The sequence below is a fragment of the Bilophila sp. T19-St14 genome (genome assembly GCF_059728385.1).
Genome location: NZ_BAAGFT010000001.1, coordinates 681307 through 697882 on the forward strand (window position 1 = coordinate 681307; position 16576 = coordinate 697882).

Here is a 16576-nt window from a genome sequence, read left to right on the forward strand (position 1 = left end):
ATGCTTTTTGGGGACACGGTTTTGCCGTCCGCCCAAAAAGCTTTCCTCTTTCAAAATGATTATCATATGATAGGAAAACTGCCTCATTTTGGCATTTTCCTTGCTGTCAGTGAAGAATCCGTAGCAACCAACGCAACACGGAATCCGCGCCCTCCGGCTCCCGGCTTCCGCAACGGACAACGGCGGCCAGCGCCGCCCGCATCGCGGAGCCGGCGCGCGGAATCCGCCGCAACCAACACAATGAGGTGTTCTTCATGAAACAGATCCACGGCATTTTCGCCGTCACCGTCACCCACTTTCAGGAAAACGGCGAGATCGACTACGCCGCCTGCGCCAAGCACATCAACTGGCTCATCGAATCCGGCGTGCACGGCCTGCTCCCCCTCGGCGCGACCGGCGAATTTTCCGCGCTGACCCTTGAAGAACGCAAGGCCTTCGCCGAATTCGCCATGAAGGAAGTGGCCGGGCGCGTTCCGGTCATCATCGGCGCGGTGTCCACCAACGTGGACGTCACCCTCGAAGTCGCCAAACACGCCGCCTCTATCGGCGCCGACGGCGTCATGATCCTCCCCCCTCCCGGCCTGCATCCCAGCCAGGACGAAATCTACGCCTTCTACAAGCACATTTCCGAAAACGTCTCCCTGCCGGTGATGATCTACAACAACCCCGGCAGCAGCGGTGTCAACATCCTCCCAGAAACGCTGGACAAAATCGCTGATCTGCCGCACATGGGCTTCCTGAAGGAATCCACCGGCGACATCATGCGCCTCACCCGCGCCGTGGACGAGCTGGCCGACCGCCTCGTGATCTTCTGCGGCTGCGAGAGCCTCGCCTACGAGAGCTTCGTCATGGGCGCGAAGGCGTGGGTCTGCGTCCTCGCCAACGTCGCCCCGGCCCAGTCCGCCCGCCTCTACGACCTCATCGTCAATCAGGGCAAGCTTGAGGAAGCCCGCGCGCTGTACCGCCAGATCCTCCCCCTGCTCCGCCTCACCGAGGAAACCGGAGAGCTGTGGCAGATCGTGAAGTACATCCTCAAGCAGCGCGGCTTCGGCACCGGCACGCTCCGCCTGCCCCGCCAGCCCATTTCCGAAGGCGTGAAGGCCCAGCTCGACGAACTGCTCGGCAAGACCAACTTCGCCTAAATCCCCCGAATGGGGAGCCCTCCCCGACCGCCCCGGCAGGCTCCGGCCCCCGGGCGCGCCGCCGGAGGGCCCCCGCGCCGGGCTGGAAACCGCCCGGCAAGCCTCCCGCCGCTGAAAGGCCAAAGGAACGAACGATGAACAAACACGAAAACGCGGAAATCGTCGTCATAGGGGGCGGAGCCGTAGGGACCGCCGTCGCCTGCTACCTCGCCCGTGACGGCGCGGACGTGGCGCTCGTCGAGCGCGGCGAATACGCATGGGGCTCCAGCCGCCGCTGCGACGGCCACGCCGTGACCTACGACAGCGCGCCCGGCTACTTCAGCCAGTTCTGCAAGATCGGGCAGGACATGTTCCCGGAAATCAGCCGCGAGCTGCCCTGCGACATCGAATTCGAGCCCGAAGGCCTCGGCCTGCTGGTCGACGACGAGCGGGACATGGAAACCGTGCTCGCCAACTATGAGGGCAAGAAGAACGAAGGCGTGGACGTGACCTTCTGGGACCGCGACGAACTGCTCCGCCACGAGCCGCACGTCTCCGACAAGGTCATCGCCTGCCTCAACTTCAACGGCGACGCCAAGCTCAACCCCATGCGCCTGTGCTTCGGCCTCGCGGAGCTGGCCCGCCAGAAAGGTGCGAAAGCCTTCAACCGCACAGCCGTCACCGGGATCACGGTCAAGAACGGCGCGGTGCAGAGCGTGGAAACCAGCAGCGGCAGCATCGCCACCAAGAAAGTGGTGCTGGCCTCCGGCGTCTGGACCCCCGGCCTCGGCGACATGGTGGGCGTGAAAGTCCCGATCCGCCCCCGGCAGGGGCAGATCCTCGTCACCGAGCGCCTCGACGGGCTTGTGAGCAAGAACTACGCGGAATTCGGCTATCTGGCGGCCAAGAGCGGCAAGAAGCGCCCCGGCGTGACCCCGGAAATGGAGCAGTTCGGCGTGGCGATGGTGCTTGAGCCGTCCGCGGCGGGCACGGTGCTCATCGGCAGCAGCCGCCGCTTCGTGGGCATGGACACGACGTCCCACCCCGCCGTGATGCAGGCCATAGCGCAGCGCGCCAAGCATTTTTTCCCGTCCTTCAGCGGCGTAAAGCTCATCCGGGCCTACGCGGGCGTCCGCCCCGCCTCCCCGGACGGCAAGCCCATCATCTCCCCCACCCACGTGGAGGGCGTGTATGTGGCCGCCGGGCATGAAGGCAACGGCATCGGCCTGTCCCTCATCACGGGCAAGCTCGTGTCCCAGATGCTGCGCGGCGAAACCCCGCTGGTCGATCTCGCCCCCCTGTGCATCGACCGGTTCGGCATGAACCCGCCGTCGCTGCCGTCGGCCTGATCGGGACGGCGGGAACGGTCCCGCAGGCAGCCCGGAAACGGGCATGGCTTTCCAAGGCGGGCCAGCCGGAAAAGCCCGCACTGTGAAAACCGGGGGCCCCGGCTCCGGCCCGGAAAGCGAACCGCCAGCCCCGCGAAGACTGCCTTCCGGCAGGCCCTTGCCGGAGGCCGTCCCCCCTCTGGCGGAAAGCGGGCCTTCCGAAAGGCACAGCAGGCCGCCCGCAAGGGAAACGGGGCAAGGGACGGCGGAAGGCCGCCCGGAAAGGTGGGTTCCCCCTTCAGGGATTCCCCTTCCTTGGCAGCAGGCCGAGGGATGTCCCGCAGACAAGCAGCCGCAGCCGGTTCCGGCACGGAAACGACAGCGCAGGAGAGAGGTTTTTTCATGTTCAAGTCCGTTTTTCCCCCCCAGCGCGCACTGGTCACCATCACCTTTGAAGGCGAGGCCATACAGGTTGAGGAAGGCACGACCGTTGCGGCGGCGGTCCTCGACCGGGCGGGCGGCGAAACCCGCACCACGGCCCGCAAGCACGACGGGCGCGGCCCGTACTGCCACATGGGCGTCTGTTACGAGTGCCTCATGGAGATCGACGGCGTCCCGAACCAGCAGTCCTGCCTCATCCCCGTGCGGGAAGGCATGTCGGTGAAACGGCAGTCCGGAGCGCCTTCCTTCAGGACAGAGGAGAACAAGTGATGCGTACGCAATGGGATATCGTCATTATCGGGGCCGGGCCCGCGGGCATGAGCGCGGCGTTGCAGGCCACGCGGCACGGGCTTTCCGTCCTCGTCCTTGACCGGCAGGCCGAGCCCGGAGGCCAGATCTTCCGCAGCGCCGGTTCCGCCTCCGCCGACAAACGCAAGGAAATCGGGGCCGATTACGCGCGCGGCGAAGCCCTCGTCCGCGAATTCCGCCAGTCCCCCGCCACCTTCCTCGGCGGCGCGAACGTCTGGCACCTTGCCCCGGGCCGGGCCTATGTCAGCCATCAGGGGACGAGCCACGTCATGCAGGCGCGGCAGATCCTCATCGCCACCGGCGCTATGGAGCGCCCCGTGCCCCTGCCGGGCTGGACCCTGCCGGGCGTGCTCGGTGCCGGGGCCGCCGACGTGCTGCTCAAGTCCGCCTCCATGCTGCCCGAAGGCCCGGTCGTGCTGTGCGGCAACGGCCCGCTCATCCTCCAGACCGTCGTGCACCTGAAGCATTTCGGCATCCCCATCGCGGGCGTCGCGCTGACGGGCAGCCCCGCCAGCCTGTTCAAGGCCGCGCTGCGTATGCCCGGCGCGCTCCTGCGCCCGCAGTACCTGCTGCACGGCATGGGCATGGGCCTGCGCACCTTCTTCGGCGCGCCCTGCCACCCCGCCGCCAAGGACGTTTCCATCCGCAGGGACGGCGAAACGCTGACCGTGGACTTCACCAGCTTCGGCAAGCGCAAGTCCCTGCAAGGGACCGCCGTGCTCCTGCATGAGGGGGTTGTCCCGGAAACCCGCATCACCCGCCTTGCCCGCTGCCGCCATGCGTGGAACCCCCGCCAGCGTTACTGGCACGTCGAGACGGACGTATGGGGCAAGACCAACGTCTGCGGCATCCGGGTCGCGGGCGACAGCGCGGGCGTGCGCGGAGCCGACGCCGCCATCGCCAGCGGCGAGGCCGTGGCCCTCGACATCTGCCGCGAGCTCGGCGCGCTGACGCTGGAAACGCGGGACAGCCTGGCAAAGGCCGCGCTGTTCCGGCTGTACCGTTGCGACGCCATGCAGCCGTTCATGGAAACCTTTTTCGCGCCCTCCCCGTCGGCCCTCCTGCCCGCCGACGACGCCGTGGTGTGCCGCTGCGAGGAACTGACCGCAGGGGAACTGCGCCGGACCATCGAGGCCGGGTGCTACTCCCCCGACGGGCTCAAGTCGCAGGCCCGCCCGGGCATGGGCACCTGTCAGGGCCGGATGTGTTCCGCCGCCGTAGCCGAAATGATCGCCCACGCGCACGGCCTGCCCATCGAGACGCTGCCGCCCTACCACGCGCAGCCGCCCCTCTTCCCGCTTCCGCTGGAAGAACTGGCCTCCATGTCCATTCCGCCTGAAGGATTATAGCCGTCAGGCCGTAATCTCTCATAAACGTTCGGGATTTCTTTTTCCCGCCACGGTCCGCGCCCCGGTTTCCACCCCACGGGAACCACGGCGCGCCGTCGGCGGGCGGGTATTCCATTCCCCCCGGAGTACCTGAACCGTCAGCCGGAGGCGCGTTCCCCGCGTACTCCGCAGGCCAAGCCGGAAGCGCTTCCCCCGCGTTTTCATCAGGCCTTCCGCCGGAGGCGCATCCCCCGCGGCCTCCGGCGGATACATCGACGGCGAAGAACCCCTTACAGCCCCGGCCCCCTGCCTCCCCACGGCAGGATGTCCTTCCCGGATCCAAACCTTTTCACAGGAGCCCCTCATGGACGGTAACCTCTCGCTCATCCTGGCCTTTCTTGTGTCCATCTCGGTCGTCTTGGCGCTGGTCATCAAATTCAAACTGCACCCGTTCCTCTCGCTGTTCATCGGCTGCCTGCTGATGGGCGTATGCTCCGGCCTTGACCCGATGGCCATCATCAAGACGTCCTGCAAGGGCTTCGGGGATACGATGGGCGACATCGGCATCATCATCCTGCTCGGCGTCGCCATGGGGCAGGTGCTCCATGAATCCGGGTGTACCCGCGAAATCGCCAACACCATGCTGCGGCTGTGCGGGCGCGAGAAATCCGCGCTGGCCCTGAACCTCACCGGCTACATCATCTCCATCCCGGTGTTCTTCGACGCAGCCTTCGTCATCCTCATCGGCCTCATCCGCGAAATGTCCCGCGAAGGCAAGCTGGCCCTCAACACGCTGGTCACGGCCCTCGTCGTCGGCCTCACCTGCACGCACGCCCTCGTCATCCCCACCCCCGGCCCCGTGGCCGTCGCCGGGAACATGGGCGCTGACATCGGCTGGTTCATCGTCTACGGCGCGCTCATCGCCCTGCCCGCCTCGCTCATCGGCGGCGTGCTGTACGGCAAGTTCCTCGGCAGGAAGTCCCCGATTTTCCTCACGGACGAGGAGCCCGACGCCGCCCTCGTGGAACAGGCCCTCGCCAAAAAGAATCACCCCAGCGGCGCGCTCGGCATCGCCATCATCTTCCTGCCCATCGTGCTGATTTTCATCGCCAACACGCTGAACGCCTTCCTTGATCCGGCCTCTTCCGCCAGCCGCATCGTCTCCTTCTTCGGCAACACCAACATCGTACTGCTGATCACCGTGTTCGTGGCGTACTTCGCCCTGCGCGACCACCTGCCCGAACCTTTTGACACCGTGGTTTCGCGCGGCGCGGAATCCGTGGGCTCCATCCTCGCCATCATCGGCGCGGGCGGCGCGTTCGGGGCCGTCATAGGTGCGAGCGGCATCAGCACTGCCATCGTCAATGTCATGCAGAGCTGGAGCATCCCGGTCATCCTGCTCGGCTTCCTCATGAGCCAGTGCTTGCGCATCGGCCTCGGCTCCATTACGGTTTCCATCGTGACGGCCTCCGCCGTGCTCGCCCCGGTCACTTCCCAGCTCGGCGCCTCCCCCGTCCTCGTGGGCCTCGCCATCTGCTGCGGCGGCATCGGCCTCGGCCTGCCCAACGACTCCGGTTTCTGGACCATCTGCAAGATGTCCGGCCTGAGCACCAAGCAGGCATTCCTCGTCTACCCCATCCCCACGCTGATCTCCGGCGTCGTGGGGCTTGCCGTCCTCCTTATCCTGAATATGTTCGCGGGTTCCCTCCCCGGCCTCATGTAACCCTACAGGGCGGGGCCTCAATGGGCCCCGCCCCTCTTTTTCAAGCACTACTTTAAGGAATCATTATGGCAAAACTTCCCGCAAGCCTGTTCAACGACGTCATCGGCCCCGTCATGCGCGGCCCTTCCAGTTCCCACGTCGCCGGCGCAGCCCGCATAGGCGCCCTTGTCCGCCAGTCCCTCGGCGGGGACGTCCGCAGCGTCCTCGTCGAATTCGACGTCAACGGCTCACTGGCCGAATCCTACCACGGGCATGGTTCGGACATCGGATTCGTCAGCGGGATCCTTGACATTGACCTGACCGATCCCCGCGTCCCCGATGCCTGCGCCATCGCCGAGCGCGAGGGCGTCGAGGTGACCTTCTCCATCCTCGACTACGGGGCCACCCATCCCAACAACTACCGCATCACCGCAACCGGCGGCGACGGGCGCACCCTCCACTGGGAAGCCGTTTCCGTGGGCGGCGGTATGGTGGAGATGCAGCGTTTCGAGGGCTTCCCCGTGAGCATCGAGGGCGGCTACTATGAATACCTGCTGCTTATGGACGCGGGGGCCGTCCCCCTCGAACAGGCCGCCGCGTCTGTAAAGGCCGTGGCATCCTCCGACGAACTGCGGACGGAAAGCGACGGCACGCGCCTGCTCATCAACCTCAAATGCGCCTCCGCGCTTGATGCGGAAACCGTGACCCGTCTGCGGGCACTGCCCGGCGTGGCCGGGTGCATCGTCCTCGATCCCATCCTGCCCACGCGCTCATGGGGGGGCTGCTCCGTCCCCTTCTCCAACGCCGCCGGGCTTCTTGAATACGCCAAGCAGAACGACAGGCCGTTGTGGGAGCTTGCCGCCCACTACGAGAGCGTGCGCGGAAATACCACCGAAGAGGATATTTTCAATAAGATGAGCCGATTGGTCGGCATCATGGAAAAGGCCGTCGAGGACGGGCTTGCCGGGACAGAGTACGCCGACCGCATCCTCGGCCCGCAGGCGCACCTGATCGACTCCGGCCAGCGGAACAAGACGCTCCTGCCCAATGACCTGTTCAACAACGTCACCAAGTACATCACCGCGATCATGGAAGTGAAGAGCGCGATGGGCGTCATCGTCGCCGCGCCGACCGCCGGATCGTGCGGCGGGCTGCCCGGCACGCTGATCGGCGTGGGCCGCACGCTGGGCCTGCCGCGCGAGGAAATCGTCAAAGCCATGCTCGCCGCCGGGCTCATCGGCGTGTTCATCGCGGAGTCCGCGACCTTCGCCGCCGAAGTCGCCGGGTGTCAGGTCGAGTGCGGCGCGGGCTCCGGCATGGCCGCCGCGGGCGTGGCGCATATGCTCGGCGGGACTGTGGCCCAGTGCCTCGATGCCGCTTCGATGGCCCTCCAGAACATCACCGGCCTCGCCTGCGACCCCGTGGCGAACCGCGTGGAAGTGCCCTGCCTCGGCAAGAACATCATGTGCGGCTTCAACGCAGTGGCCTGCGCCAACATGGCGCTGGCGGGCTTCGACAAGGTCATCCCGCTCGACGAGACCATCGCCGCCGTCTACGACGTGGGGCTCATGCTTCCCCTCGATCTGCGCTGTACCCTCGGAGGGCTCGGCAAGACCCCGGCCTCGTTCGCCATCCGCAAGCGCCTGAGTTAGCAGAAAGTTTGGGGAAGGGAGGGAAAACTTTTCTGAAGAAAAGCTTTTCCCTCCCTTCCCCAAGCCCCATCCCTCCCTTTCCAAAGACTTTTATTCTTATCGAATCCCTGTTGGCGGTCTTTTCCAACACAGATTCTTTTTGGAAGGCTCTGTTATAGTTTGTGGTTGTTTCATCTCCACAGTGCGATGAAAAGACAGCCTTTTTCTCCGGTTTTCCCCCTTGGCGGGATCCACGGCTAAGGCATTTTTCCGGTTATCCCTTTGGAACTTCAAGGGAAAAAGCATCAACCGTTTTCTATAACACAGCCTTTTGGAAAATACGAGTTCAAAAAGGAGCCTATTATGCTTGCATCCCAGTCGATTTTCGTTGTGGACGCCCACACCACGGGCACCCCGATCCGCGTCGTCACCGGCGGTATCCCTCCGCTCAAGGGCGCTTCGGTGGCTGAAAAAATGGAAGACATGCGCCAAAACCACGACTGGCTGCGCACCTGCATCATGCAGCAGCCGCGCGGGTTCCTGTCCCTCGTCGGGGCCATCCTGACCGAGCCCTGCTCGCCTGAGGCGGACTATGGCGTGTTCTATATAGATGCGCTGACCTATCAGCCCATGTGCGGCGCGGGGACGCTCTCCGTCGCCAAGGTCCTCGTGGAGACGGGCATGGTCAAGCGCGTGGAACCCGAAACCAAGATCGTCCTCGAAACCCCCACCGGGCTGGTGACGGTCTATGTGAAGTGGGAAAACCACATGGTCGCCAGCATCAATCTGGAAAACGTCCCGGCCTTCCTGTACCGCAAGGATCTGCACATCGATCTTGCCGGATACGGCGACGTTTCCGTGGACATCGGGTACGGCGGCAACTTCTTCGTGCTGGCGGACGTGCAGTCCCTCGGCCTGACCATCACCAAGGACACGGTCAACCTCCTACGTGACCTCAGCAAGGACATCCTCGCCGCCGCCAACAAGGTCATCAAGGTGGCCCATCCGACGAACCCGGCGATCAATTACCTTGATCAAGTACTCTTCTGCCAGAACGCCCCGGAAGAGGACGGCGGCTATCTGGCCCAGTGCATCTTCGGGGACGCGCAGGCCGACATCTCCCCCTGCGGGACCGGCACGTCCACCCGCCTTGCGCAGCGGTACTTCCGGGGCCTCATCGGGCTTGAGGAAACCTTCGTCCAGAAAAGCGTCTGCGGCGGCGCGTTCCACGCCAAGGGGCTGCGGGAAACCACGCTGGGCGGCGTGTCCGCGATCGTCCCCTACGTGTCCTGCTCGGACGTCCACATCACCGGGTTCAACCACCTTATCGTGGAAGAGAACGACAAGCTGAAGAACGGGTTCGTTTCCTGGTAGCCGTGGCGGAAGGCTAGGGGAAACGTGCCGGGGGGAGCCTTTTGGGAGAGCGGGAAGCCCCCGCACAGGTTCCCCTCCCGGCCCCTCTCCCTTCCCAAGGCTTTCGGCTGGCGGGGCCGCGCGGAAGGCATCCGTTCCAGTGCGGGCCGATGGAACGGAAGGCATTCGCCCCGGTGCGGATCGGCGGGAAGGTTGCCGGGAAGATACCCGTCCCCTGCCGGAAGACGTTCAAGGCTGCCGTTGCCCCCAACGATCCGTATCATAAGGAATAAAGCCAAGAGGGAGCCCCGTTCCGGAACGGCCCGGACAGAGGGATGCTGCCTCCCCCCACGGGCATATGCTCCCAAGGGATTGGCCGCCGCGTTTTTCCTGCGCCGGTTCCGGCCGGGCGGGCAACCATCAACAGCGAACCCCTCCGCCGCCTTTCGGCGGGGAGTTTTGCGGAACCGGCAGGCGGGAAGCGCGCGCCGCACCGCCCTCCGGCCCCTGGATCTGAAAAGCCACTCAAACGATTAAGGAGATGCCACCATGACATTGCTGTCCCACGCCGACTACGAACGGATTGCCGCGAACCTGTCCTACCCGACCGAATCCTTTATCGGCGGGACATTCGCCCCCGCCCTCTCCGGCGAGACAATGCCGACCGTCAACCCCGCGACGGGCAAGGAAATCGCCCGGGTCGCCTCCTGCGGGCGCGAAGACGTCGACAAGGCCGTCGCCGCGGCGCGCAAGGCTTTTGAAGGCGGGGTCTGGTCGCGTATGCATCCTTCGGAGCGCAAAAAAATCCTCATGCGCTTCATCGGGCTCATCGAAAAGCATCAGGTCGAGCTGGCGGTCCTCGAATCGCTGGACAGCGGGAAGCCCGTCCGCGAATGCCTGCTCACGGATCTGCCGGAAACCATCGAGTGCCTCGAATGGCACGCCGAATGCGCGGACAAGCAGTACGGCGGCATCTCCCCCTCCGGGGACGGCAGGCTGGGGCTCATCGTGCGCGAGCCCGCCGGGGTGGTCGCCTGCGTCCTGCCGTGGAACTTCCCGCTCATGATGGTGGGCTGGAAGCTCGGCCCCGCCCTTGCCGAAGGCAACAGCGTCATCCTCAAGCCCGCCAGCGTCACCTCGCTCTCCACCCTGAAGCTCGCGGAATTCGCCGCCGAAGCGGGCATCCCCGAAGGCGTGTTCAACGTGATCACGGGCCCCGGCTCCTCCGTGGGCGAGGCGCTCGGGCTGCACCCCGGCGTGGACGTGGTGTCCTTCACCGGCTCCACCGAAGTGGGCCGCCGCTTTCTTGAATACGCCGCCCGGAGCAACCTCAAGCGCATCGTGCTGGAACTCGGCGGCAAGAGCCCCTTCGTGGTGCTCGACGACGTGACCGACTACGCCGCCGTCGCCGTGCAGGCCGCCGCTGCCGCCTTCTGGAACATGGGCGAAAACTGCACCGCCAACTCCCGGATCATCGTGCCCCGCAAGCGCAAGGACGCCTTCACCGAAGCCCTGCTCGCCGAGCTTGGAAACTGGCGCATCGGCGACCCGCTCGATCCCGAGAACAACCTCGGCTCCATCGTGAGCGAAGGCCAGTTCAGGACCATCATGGGCTACATCGAGAAGGGCAAGGCCGAAGGAGGGCATGTCCTCACCGGCGGAGCGCCCCTCGCCATCGGCAGCGGGCTGTTCATCCCGCCCACCATCTTCGACGGCGTGACCCCGGACATGACCATCGTCCGTGAGGAAATCTTCGGCCCCGTCACCGCCATCCTCCCCGCCGACAGCGACGAGGAAGCCGTAGGGCTCGCCAACGCCACCGCATACGGCTTGCAGGCCACCCTGTTCACCGAGGACGTCACCAAGGCCCACAAGTACGCCCGCGCGCTCAAGGCGGGCACCGTCTCCGTCAACTGCTTCAGCGAGGGCGACAACACCACGCCCTTCGGCGGCTACAAGCTCTCCGGGTTCGGCGGCAAGGACAAGGGCCGCGAATCCCACGACCAGTACACCGAAACCAAGACCATCTTCCTGAACCTCGACAGATAGAGCCTCCCCCACGCGGGCCGCTGCCCTTCCACGCCGGAACGTTCCCGTTCCCCGGAACCCGGCGGCCCGCCCCCTCCCCGGCCGAAAGCCCACGGGAAGGCGCATCCCCGGCGGGACATTCCGGGACGGCAACGGAACGGAAGCCCCGTGCGGCGGAAGGCGCAGGCAGGCTGGTCCGGGAGGGGAAAGGGAATCCCTTCCGAAGGGTTCCCTTCCCCGATGCCTCATTCAAACCCCTTCGCTTCCGTCCAGCCCCTGCCGGGCGGCCAAGAGCTGGCGGCGCACGTCGAGCAGGTCCATAACGCTGCTCAGGCCAGCATCATACTGCTTTTCCATGATCTCGTTGCTGCGCGCAAGCTCCTTCACCCGCTCCGTGCTGGCGGCGAGCGCCTTGCGGCTGATGCGGTTCCCGGCGAGGGCGTCGCGCGTCTCCGTGAAGGCGTTCTGTACGCTCCCCACATAGGCCGCCCGCGCTTCCTCGTATTTGGCCTCCGCCATGCGCTGCTTCGCCGTGAGCCTGCCGCCCTCGAACAGCGGCTGCGCCAGCCCGCCCATGATGCTCCATATCCGCGCCGGATCGAGGAATACCCGATCCAGATGCGTCGAGGAGTAGCCCCCCTCCGCCGTCAGCGAGAAGGACGGGAAGAACGCCGCGCGCGCCGCGCCGATGCGGGCATTGGCGGCCATGAGGCGGCCTTCGGCGGAGCGGACGTCCGGGCGGCGCTGGAGCAGATCCGAAGGGATGCCCGAGGGCACGTCCGGCGGCGGTGCCAGTTCGCCGAGCGTCCGGCCTTCCTGAAAGGCCCGCCCCGCCCCGTCCACGATCCCGGCGGGGCTGAACCCCGCGAGCACGGCAAGCGCGCCTTCGCAGCGGATGCGCCGTTCCTCCAGATCATACAATTGCGCCTGCGTCTTGTCGCGTTCCGCCGCGAACCGCCGCAGCGTGGTTTCCGGCGACTGCCCGAGGCGGTAGCGCGTCTCATAGACCTTGCACGTCCGCTCGTAGGACTTGAGCATGTCGGCGGCGATCCGTTCCTGCTCCTGCAAGGTGCGGAGCTGGAAATACGCCAGCGCGGTTTCCGAGGCCACCGCCAGCCGGATCGTGTCGCGGGCGGCTTCGGTCGACAGCAGCTCGGCGCGGGCGGCCTCGTCCAGACGGCGGTACTTGCCCCACAGGTCAAGCTCGAAGCTCAGGAACCCGACCGCCTTGTACGCCTCCTGCGTCCGCGAGGCGTAGTGGTGCGTGAGCTCCTCCCCTTCCGTCATCAGGCGCTTGCCGTCCTGACTCCGCAGGCCCACGGCAGGCAGGCGATCCGCAAAGGCGACGCCCGCCGCCGCGCTTGCCTCCTCGACCCGGGCCATCGCCTGCGCCAGATTGCTGTTGTGCGCGAGGGCCGCCTCCTCAAGGCGGTTCAGGGCGTCGTCATGGAAGACTTCCCACCAGCGTTCGCGGGTGAACAGCGCGCCGGGCTCGTCCGCCGCAACGGAAGCGGCGGGCAGATCCAGATCCGGGCGCTTGTAGTCCGGCCCGAGGGTGCACCCCGCCGCCAGCAGGCAGCACAGGAGCAGCCCCGCCAGCGGGAAGGCGGGACGCGGCAGCCGCGACCGGACGGCGGCCCACAGGCGGGACAGGCTATTCCGGGCATGGGCGCGCACGGCATGGGGGTGCGGGTCCACGCGGCGGCTCAGGAGGGCGCACACGAAAGCCACGCACGCCACCAGCGACAGGATGAGGAAGAGATGATCGAAGGTAAACACGGACGCCTGCTTTTTGATGGATGAGGACACGATGAGGAGCGCGTCGTGCCGGGACTGGGAGGGCGAGAGCCCCTGCCCGGCGAACAGCGCCGACCAGCGCGAAATGGAAGCCGAAGCCGCCGAGGAGCCCTGCGTCACCTGCGCGGCGATGAGGGCGAAATACCACTTGTTGAGGAGCACGCTCAGGGTGGTGATCGACCCCATGCACACGCACATGCTGAAGAAACGCACGCTGTTGATGGCCGGGAGCGTCTGCGGCTGCTTCTCCGGCGGGACGTTGCGCAGCAGGAAGGGCGTGGCCGAGGCGCTGCCCATCGCATAGCCGAAGCTCCGCAGGGCCAGCGGCACCGCCATGTGCCACCAGTCCGCATTGGCGTCGAGCCGCGAGAGCAGGAGCCCGGCCCCGGCGATGCAGGCGATCCCGGCCAGGAGGAAGGGCTTGGGGTTGCCGTGCGTGGCGACCATGATGCCCGTCGGGACGACCGTCAGCACGAACACGCACAGCGGCAGCAGGAACATGAGCCCGATCTCCGACGGCGGGTAGCCGAGCACGTTGCGCATGAACAGGATCATCTGGATGCGCATCCCCACATGGCTGATCACGAGCAGGAGCGCCGCCATGACCGCCAGCCCCACGCCCTTGATGCGCAGGTTGCGCAGGTGCAGGAGCGGGGCCTCGGCGCTGAGGCAGGAGACGAGGAACAGGAACAGCGCGGAGACGGCGCAGAAGATCATGATCAGGATGAACGAGGAGTTCCAGCCGAAGGTCTGCCCGTAGCACACGACGATGAGCGTCGGCACGGCGAAGGCGACGAGGAAGGCGAACGAGCACCAGTCGAACGGCGGCATCCCGGCGGGGCGGCTGTCCGGCAGCAGGAAGAAGAGGATCACGAGGCACGGCAGCGCCACCACGGGCGAGAGCAGGAACAGGGAGTGCCACGTCAGGAACTCCACGAGGAACCCGCCGAGCAGCGGGCTCAGGTTGGACCCGAACCCGATGAAGAAGCTCCAGATCGCCATCATGAGCCTGCGCGATTCCGGGGGCACGACCACAAACAGGATGCGCGCGGAAAGGCTCAGGAACAGCCCTCCCCCGAACCCCGCCAGCGCGTACCACAGGGTCATCTCGGTGAGCGAGCCGGAAAAGGCCGCCCCCACCCCGGCCACGGACACCACGCAGAGCGCGAGGAAGAGCGCCCCGCGCAGGCCGAGCCCGGCATGGATGTGGTTTACCAGCGGCTGCACCAGCCCCATGATCAGAAGGTTGCCGAGCGCCAGCCGCCCGAGGTCGATGAGATCCGCGTTGAAGTCGCCGGAAAGCGCCAGATAGGCCGAACTGAGCATGGCCATGTTGGAAATCGGCAGCATCCCGCCGATGAAGGCCACAAGAATCAGGATGCCCTGCCGGGCGCTCCGGTGCGGGACCGAGCCGATTTCCGGCGCGGCGAAGAAACGGGCGAGGGCGTCCCCCGCCGCAATCAGGGAAACAGGCATGGCATCACCTTCCGGGCCGCCGCGTTAGAGCTGAATTTCAATGGTTCCCTGCATCCCGATGCGGAACACCACCTCGGGCTCGCCGGGGTCCGTTTCCGGGCTGTCGAGGCGCGGCAGGGAAATCTTCACTGGGACGCGCTGCATGATCTTGGTGAAGTAGCCCGCGACGTTTTCGGTGGAAATCAGGGAAAACACGGAGCACGCCGCCGGGTTGATCTCATAGATGCGCCCGGAGAAGGTGCGGCCCGGATAGCCGTCGATGGTGAACGTCACGTCCTGCCCCACGCGGATCTGCCCGATGCGGGTTTCCTCGATGCGGGCGTTGAGCCAGATGTCGTCGGTATTGACGAGCGTAAACAACTTCTGCCCCGCCGCCACCAGTTCCCCGGCGCTCACGAGCTTCTGGGCCACGACGCCGTTGACCGGGGAAGGGATCACGCTGTCCTGGCACAGCACGTTGATCTCGTCGAGTTCGGCCTGCGCCTGCATGACCTGCGCTTCGGCGGCCCGGATGACTTCCGGGCGCGAGCCTTCCTTCTTGAGGGCAAGTTCCTCCTGCGCGGCGGCGACGTTGGCCTGCGCCGCACGGTAGGCGGAACTGGCGGCGTCCCGGTCGGCCTGCGTGACCCCGCCGTCGTTGCGGGCAAGCTGCTCCATGCGCCGGAAGTCGCGCCCCGCCCGCTCCAGCATGGCCTGCGCCTGATCCAGATGGGCCTGCGCCGCCATGATCTCCTGCCGCCGGAACCCGGCCTTGGCGTCCTCCCAGCGGGCCTTGGCAAGCTCGAGCGCGGCCTCGGCCTTGGCTTTGCGGGCCATGACGCTGCGGCTGTCGATGCGCACGAGCCCCTGCCCCTTGCGCACCGTGTCGCCCTCGTTCACCATGACCTGCACCACCCGGTCGGACAGGCGGGAAGCCACGCCGACGAGCGTCCCCTCGATGCGGGAGTCGTTGGTGATCAGGACGCAGTGGGTGCGGTACCACAGCCAGATGCCGCCGATGATCCCCGCGCACAAAACCACACCGAACGCATACAGCACGGGCTTTCTGACGCTTACCGCCATGCTTCGCCTTCCTTCGGGGCAACGCCGCCGATGAATACGGACACCGCGTTTTCGATGTATTCGTCCCGGACCAGCCCCGGGCGCTTGCGCCCGATCACCAGCGTCATGACGAAACCGAAAATGAGGTTCCAGAACAGCGAGGAAACATACAGGCTGTCCAGCTGCCGGATGTGCCCGCGCCGGATCATCTCCTCGAAATACGCCCGCAGGCGCTCGCGGAACGAGGTGACGTCGCTGACCAGCTCCGTGCTGTGCTCGTCGATCTGCCCGATGGCGCTGAAATAAATCCGCCAGATGCCGATCCGCTGCTCGGCGATGTCCATGTAGCGGCGCATGAAATGGCGCAGGTCGTGCTCAAGCTCCCAGCGGACATGCGTGGTGAAGACGTCCTCGATCATTTCCGCATACGGCGCCCGGCGCATGGCCGCCATCAGCATGGCGTACTTGGAAGGGAAATGCCGGAACACGGTCATCTCGCTGAGGCCGACGGCCTTGGCGATTTCCCGTACCGACACGGGGTTGTAGCCTTTCGTATTCATGAGCCCGATGGCCGCATCAAGGATGCGGTCCGCCGTGGAAGTGGTACCCGGTTTCGCCGTCATGCCGTCCATCCTGAAAGAAAAACGTTTTGCCCTCTCCGCCCCGGCGGGGAGCCGCGCGGGGAGTCCTGACATTGCAAGCTGGCGGAGGGGCCCCCCGCGAACCCGGCGGGCGGGCAGGGAATCCCCGCAGCTCGTGAGTTAGTATAACTAACATTCCGGACTGTCAAGCGGCCCTCCCCGCTCCCCTGTATGCCCTGCGCCAAGGTTGGAGAGGATTTCTTCCATCTCCTCAGCCGCTTCCCCCGCTCGCAACATATCCCAAGAAGAAACTGTAACGGCGGGTTCCGCCCTCAGGATGCGGCGGAAGAATGTCTCCTAGGAGGAAGATGGAGAGGCCACACGCAGCGGGCGGCAGGGAACGGAACAGCGGCAAGGATGGAAAAAGGTCTTGGAGCTCA

12 protein-coding genes are annotated in these 16576 nt (G+C 65.9%); 9 read left to right on the forward strand and 3 right to left on the reverse strand.

Translation table 11 applies throughout. From position 1 onward, the window contains the following. The first annotated feature begins 254 nt into the window (after positions 1-254). The 9 genes from AC6I1V_RS03075 (at position 255) to AC6I1V_RS03115 (ending at position 11262) form a co-directional block, all read left to right on the forward strand. Entirely contained in the window at positions 255-1142 is an 888-nt protein-coding gene (locus tag AC6I1V_RS03075; protein WP_302554480.1) for a dihydrodipicolinate synthase family protein, read from the forward strand. Positions 1143-1276: 134 nt separating this feature from the next. After that, on the forward strand, positions 1277-2470 hold the full coding sequence (locus AC6I1V_RS03080; protein WP_486854618.1) for an NAD(P)/FAD-dependent oxidoreductase: 1194 nt from the start codon (positions 1277-1279) through the stop codon (positions 2468-2470). Positions 2471-2782: 312 nt separating this feature from the next. After that, entirely contained in the window at positions 2783-3160 is a 378-nt protein-coding gene (locus AC6I1V_RS03085) for a (2Fe-2S)-binding protein (protein WP_016360363.1), read from the forward strand. Beyond that, positions 3160-4548 carry an FAD-dependent oxidoreductase gene (locus tag AC6I1V_RS03090; RefSeq protein ID WP_279140024.1) on the forward strand — a complete coding sequence of 463 codons (1389 nt, stop codon included), beginning with the start codon at positions 3160-3162 and terminating at the stop codon, positions 4546-4548. Before AC6I1V_RS03085 ends, AC6I1V_RS03090 begins: the two co-directional genes overlap by 1 nt. Before the next feature lie 343 nt (positions 4549-4891). After that, positions 4892-6250: a GntP family permease gene (locus tag AC6I1V_RS03095; RefSeq protein WP_482334496.1), complete on the forward strand. Its 1359-nt coding sequence runs from the start codon at positions 4892-4894 to the stop codon at positions 6248-6250. 65 nt (positions 6251-6315) lie between these two features. Then, positions 6316-7881: an L-serine ammonia-lyase, iron-sulfur-dependent, subunit alpha gene (locus tag AC6I1V_RS03100; RefSeq protein WP_486854897.1), complete on the forward strand. Its 1566-nt coding sequence runs from the start codon at positions 6316-6318 to the stop codon at positions 7879-7881. A 342-nt stretch (positions 7882-8223) separates the two neighbouring features. After that, on the forward strand, positions 8224-9234 hold the full coding sequence (locus AC6I1V_RS03105) for a proline racemase family protein (protein ID WP_486854898.1): 1011 nt from the start codon (positions 8224-8226) through the stop codon (positions 9232-9234). Positions 9235-9275: 41 nt separating this feature from the next. Beyond that, a complete protein-coding gene (locus AC6I1V_RS03110; protein ID WP_497736832.1) occupies positions 9276-9506 on the forward strand; it encodes a hypothetical protein in 231 nt (76 codons plus the stop codon). Between the two features lie 256 nt (positions 9507-9762). Then, positions 9763-11262: an aldehyde dehydrogenase gene (locus AC6I1V_RS03115; RefSeq protein ID WP_497736833.1), complete on the forward strand. Its 1500-nt coding sequence runs from the start codon at positions 9763-9765 to the stop codon at positions 11260-11262. A gap of 228 nt (positions 11263-11490) precedes the next feature. Here AC6I1V_RS03115 and AC6I1V_RS03120 read toward each other — a convergent pair whose 3' ends face one another. Genes AC6I1V_RS03120 through AC6I1V_RS03130 form a run of 3 tightly spaced genes read right to left on the reverse strand, consistent with a single transcriptional unit; the run spans position 11491 to position 16178 of the window. Then, on the reverse strand, positions 11491-14514 hold the full coding sequence (locus AC6I1V_RS03120; RefSeq protein WP_486854410.1) for an efflux transporter outer membrane subunit: 3024 nt from the start codon (positions 14512-14514) through the stop codon (positions 11491-11493). Between the two features lie 24 nt (positions 14515-14538). Next, a complete protein-coding gene (locus tag AC6I1V_RS03125) occupies positions 14539-15576 on the reverse strand; it encodes an HlyD family secretion protein (protein WP_486854409.1) in 1038 nt (345 codons plus the stop codon). After that, the gene (locus AC6I1V_RS03130; protein WP_005027572.1) at positions 15567-16178 is read right to left on the reverse strand and encodes a TetR/AcrR family transcriptional regulator; all 612 of its coding nucleotides are present in this window, start codon (positions 16176-16178) and stop codon (positions 15567-15569) included. The genes AC6I1V_RS03125 and AC6I1V_RS03130 overlap by 10 nt, the downstream gene beginning before the upstream one ends. Between the last annotated feature and the right edge of the window lie 398 nt (positions 16179-16576).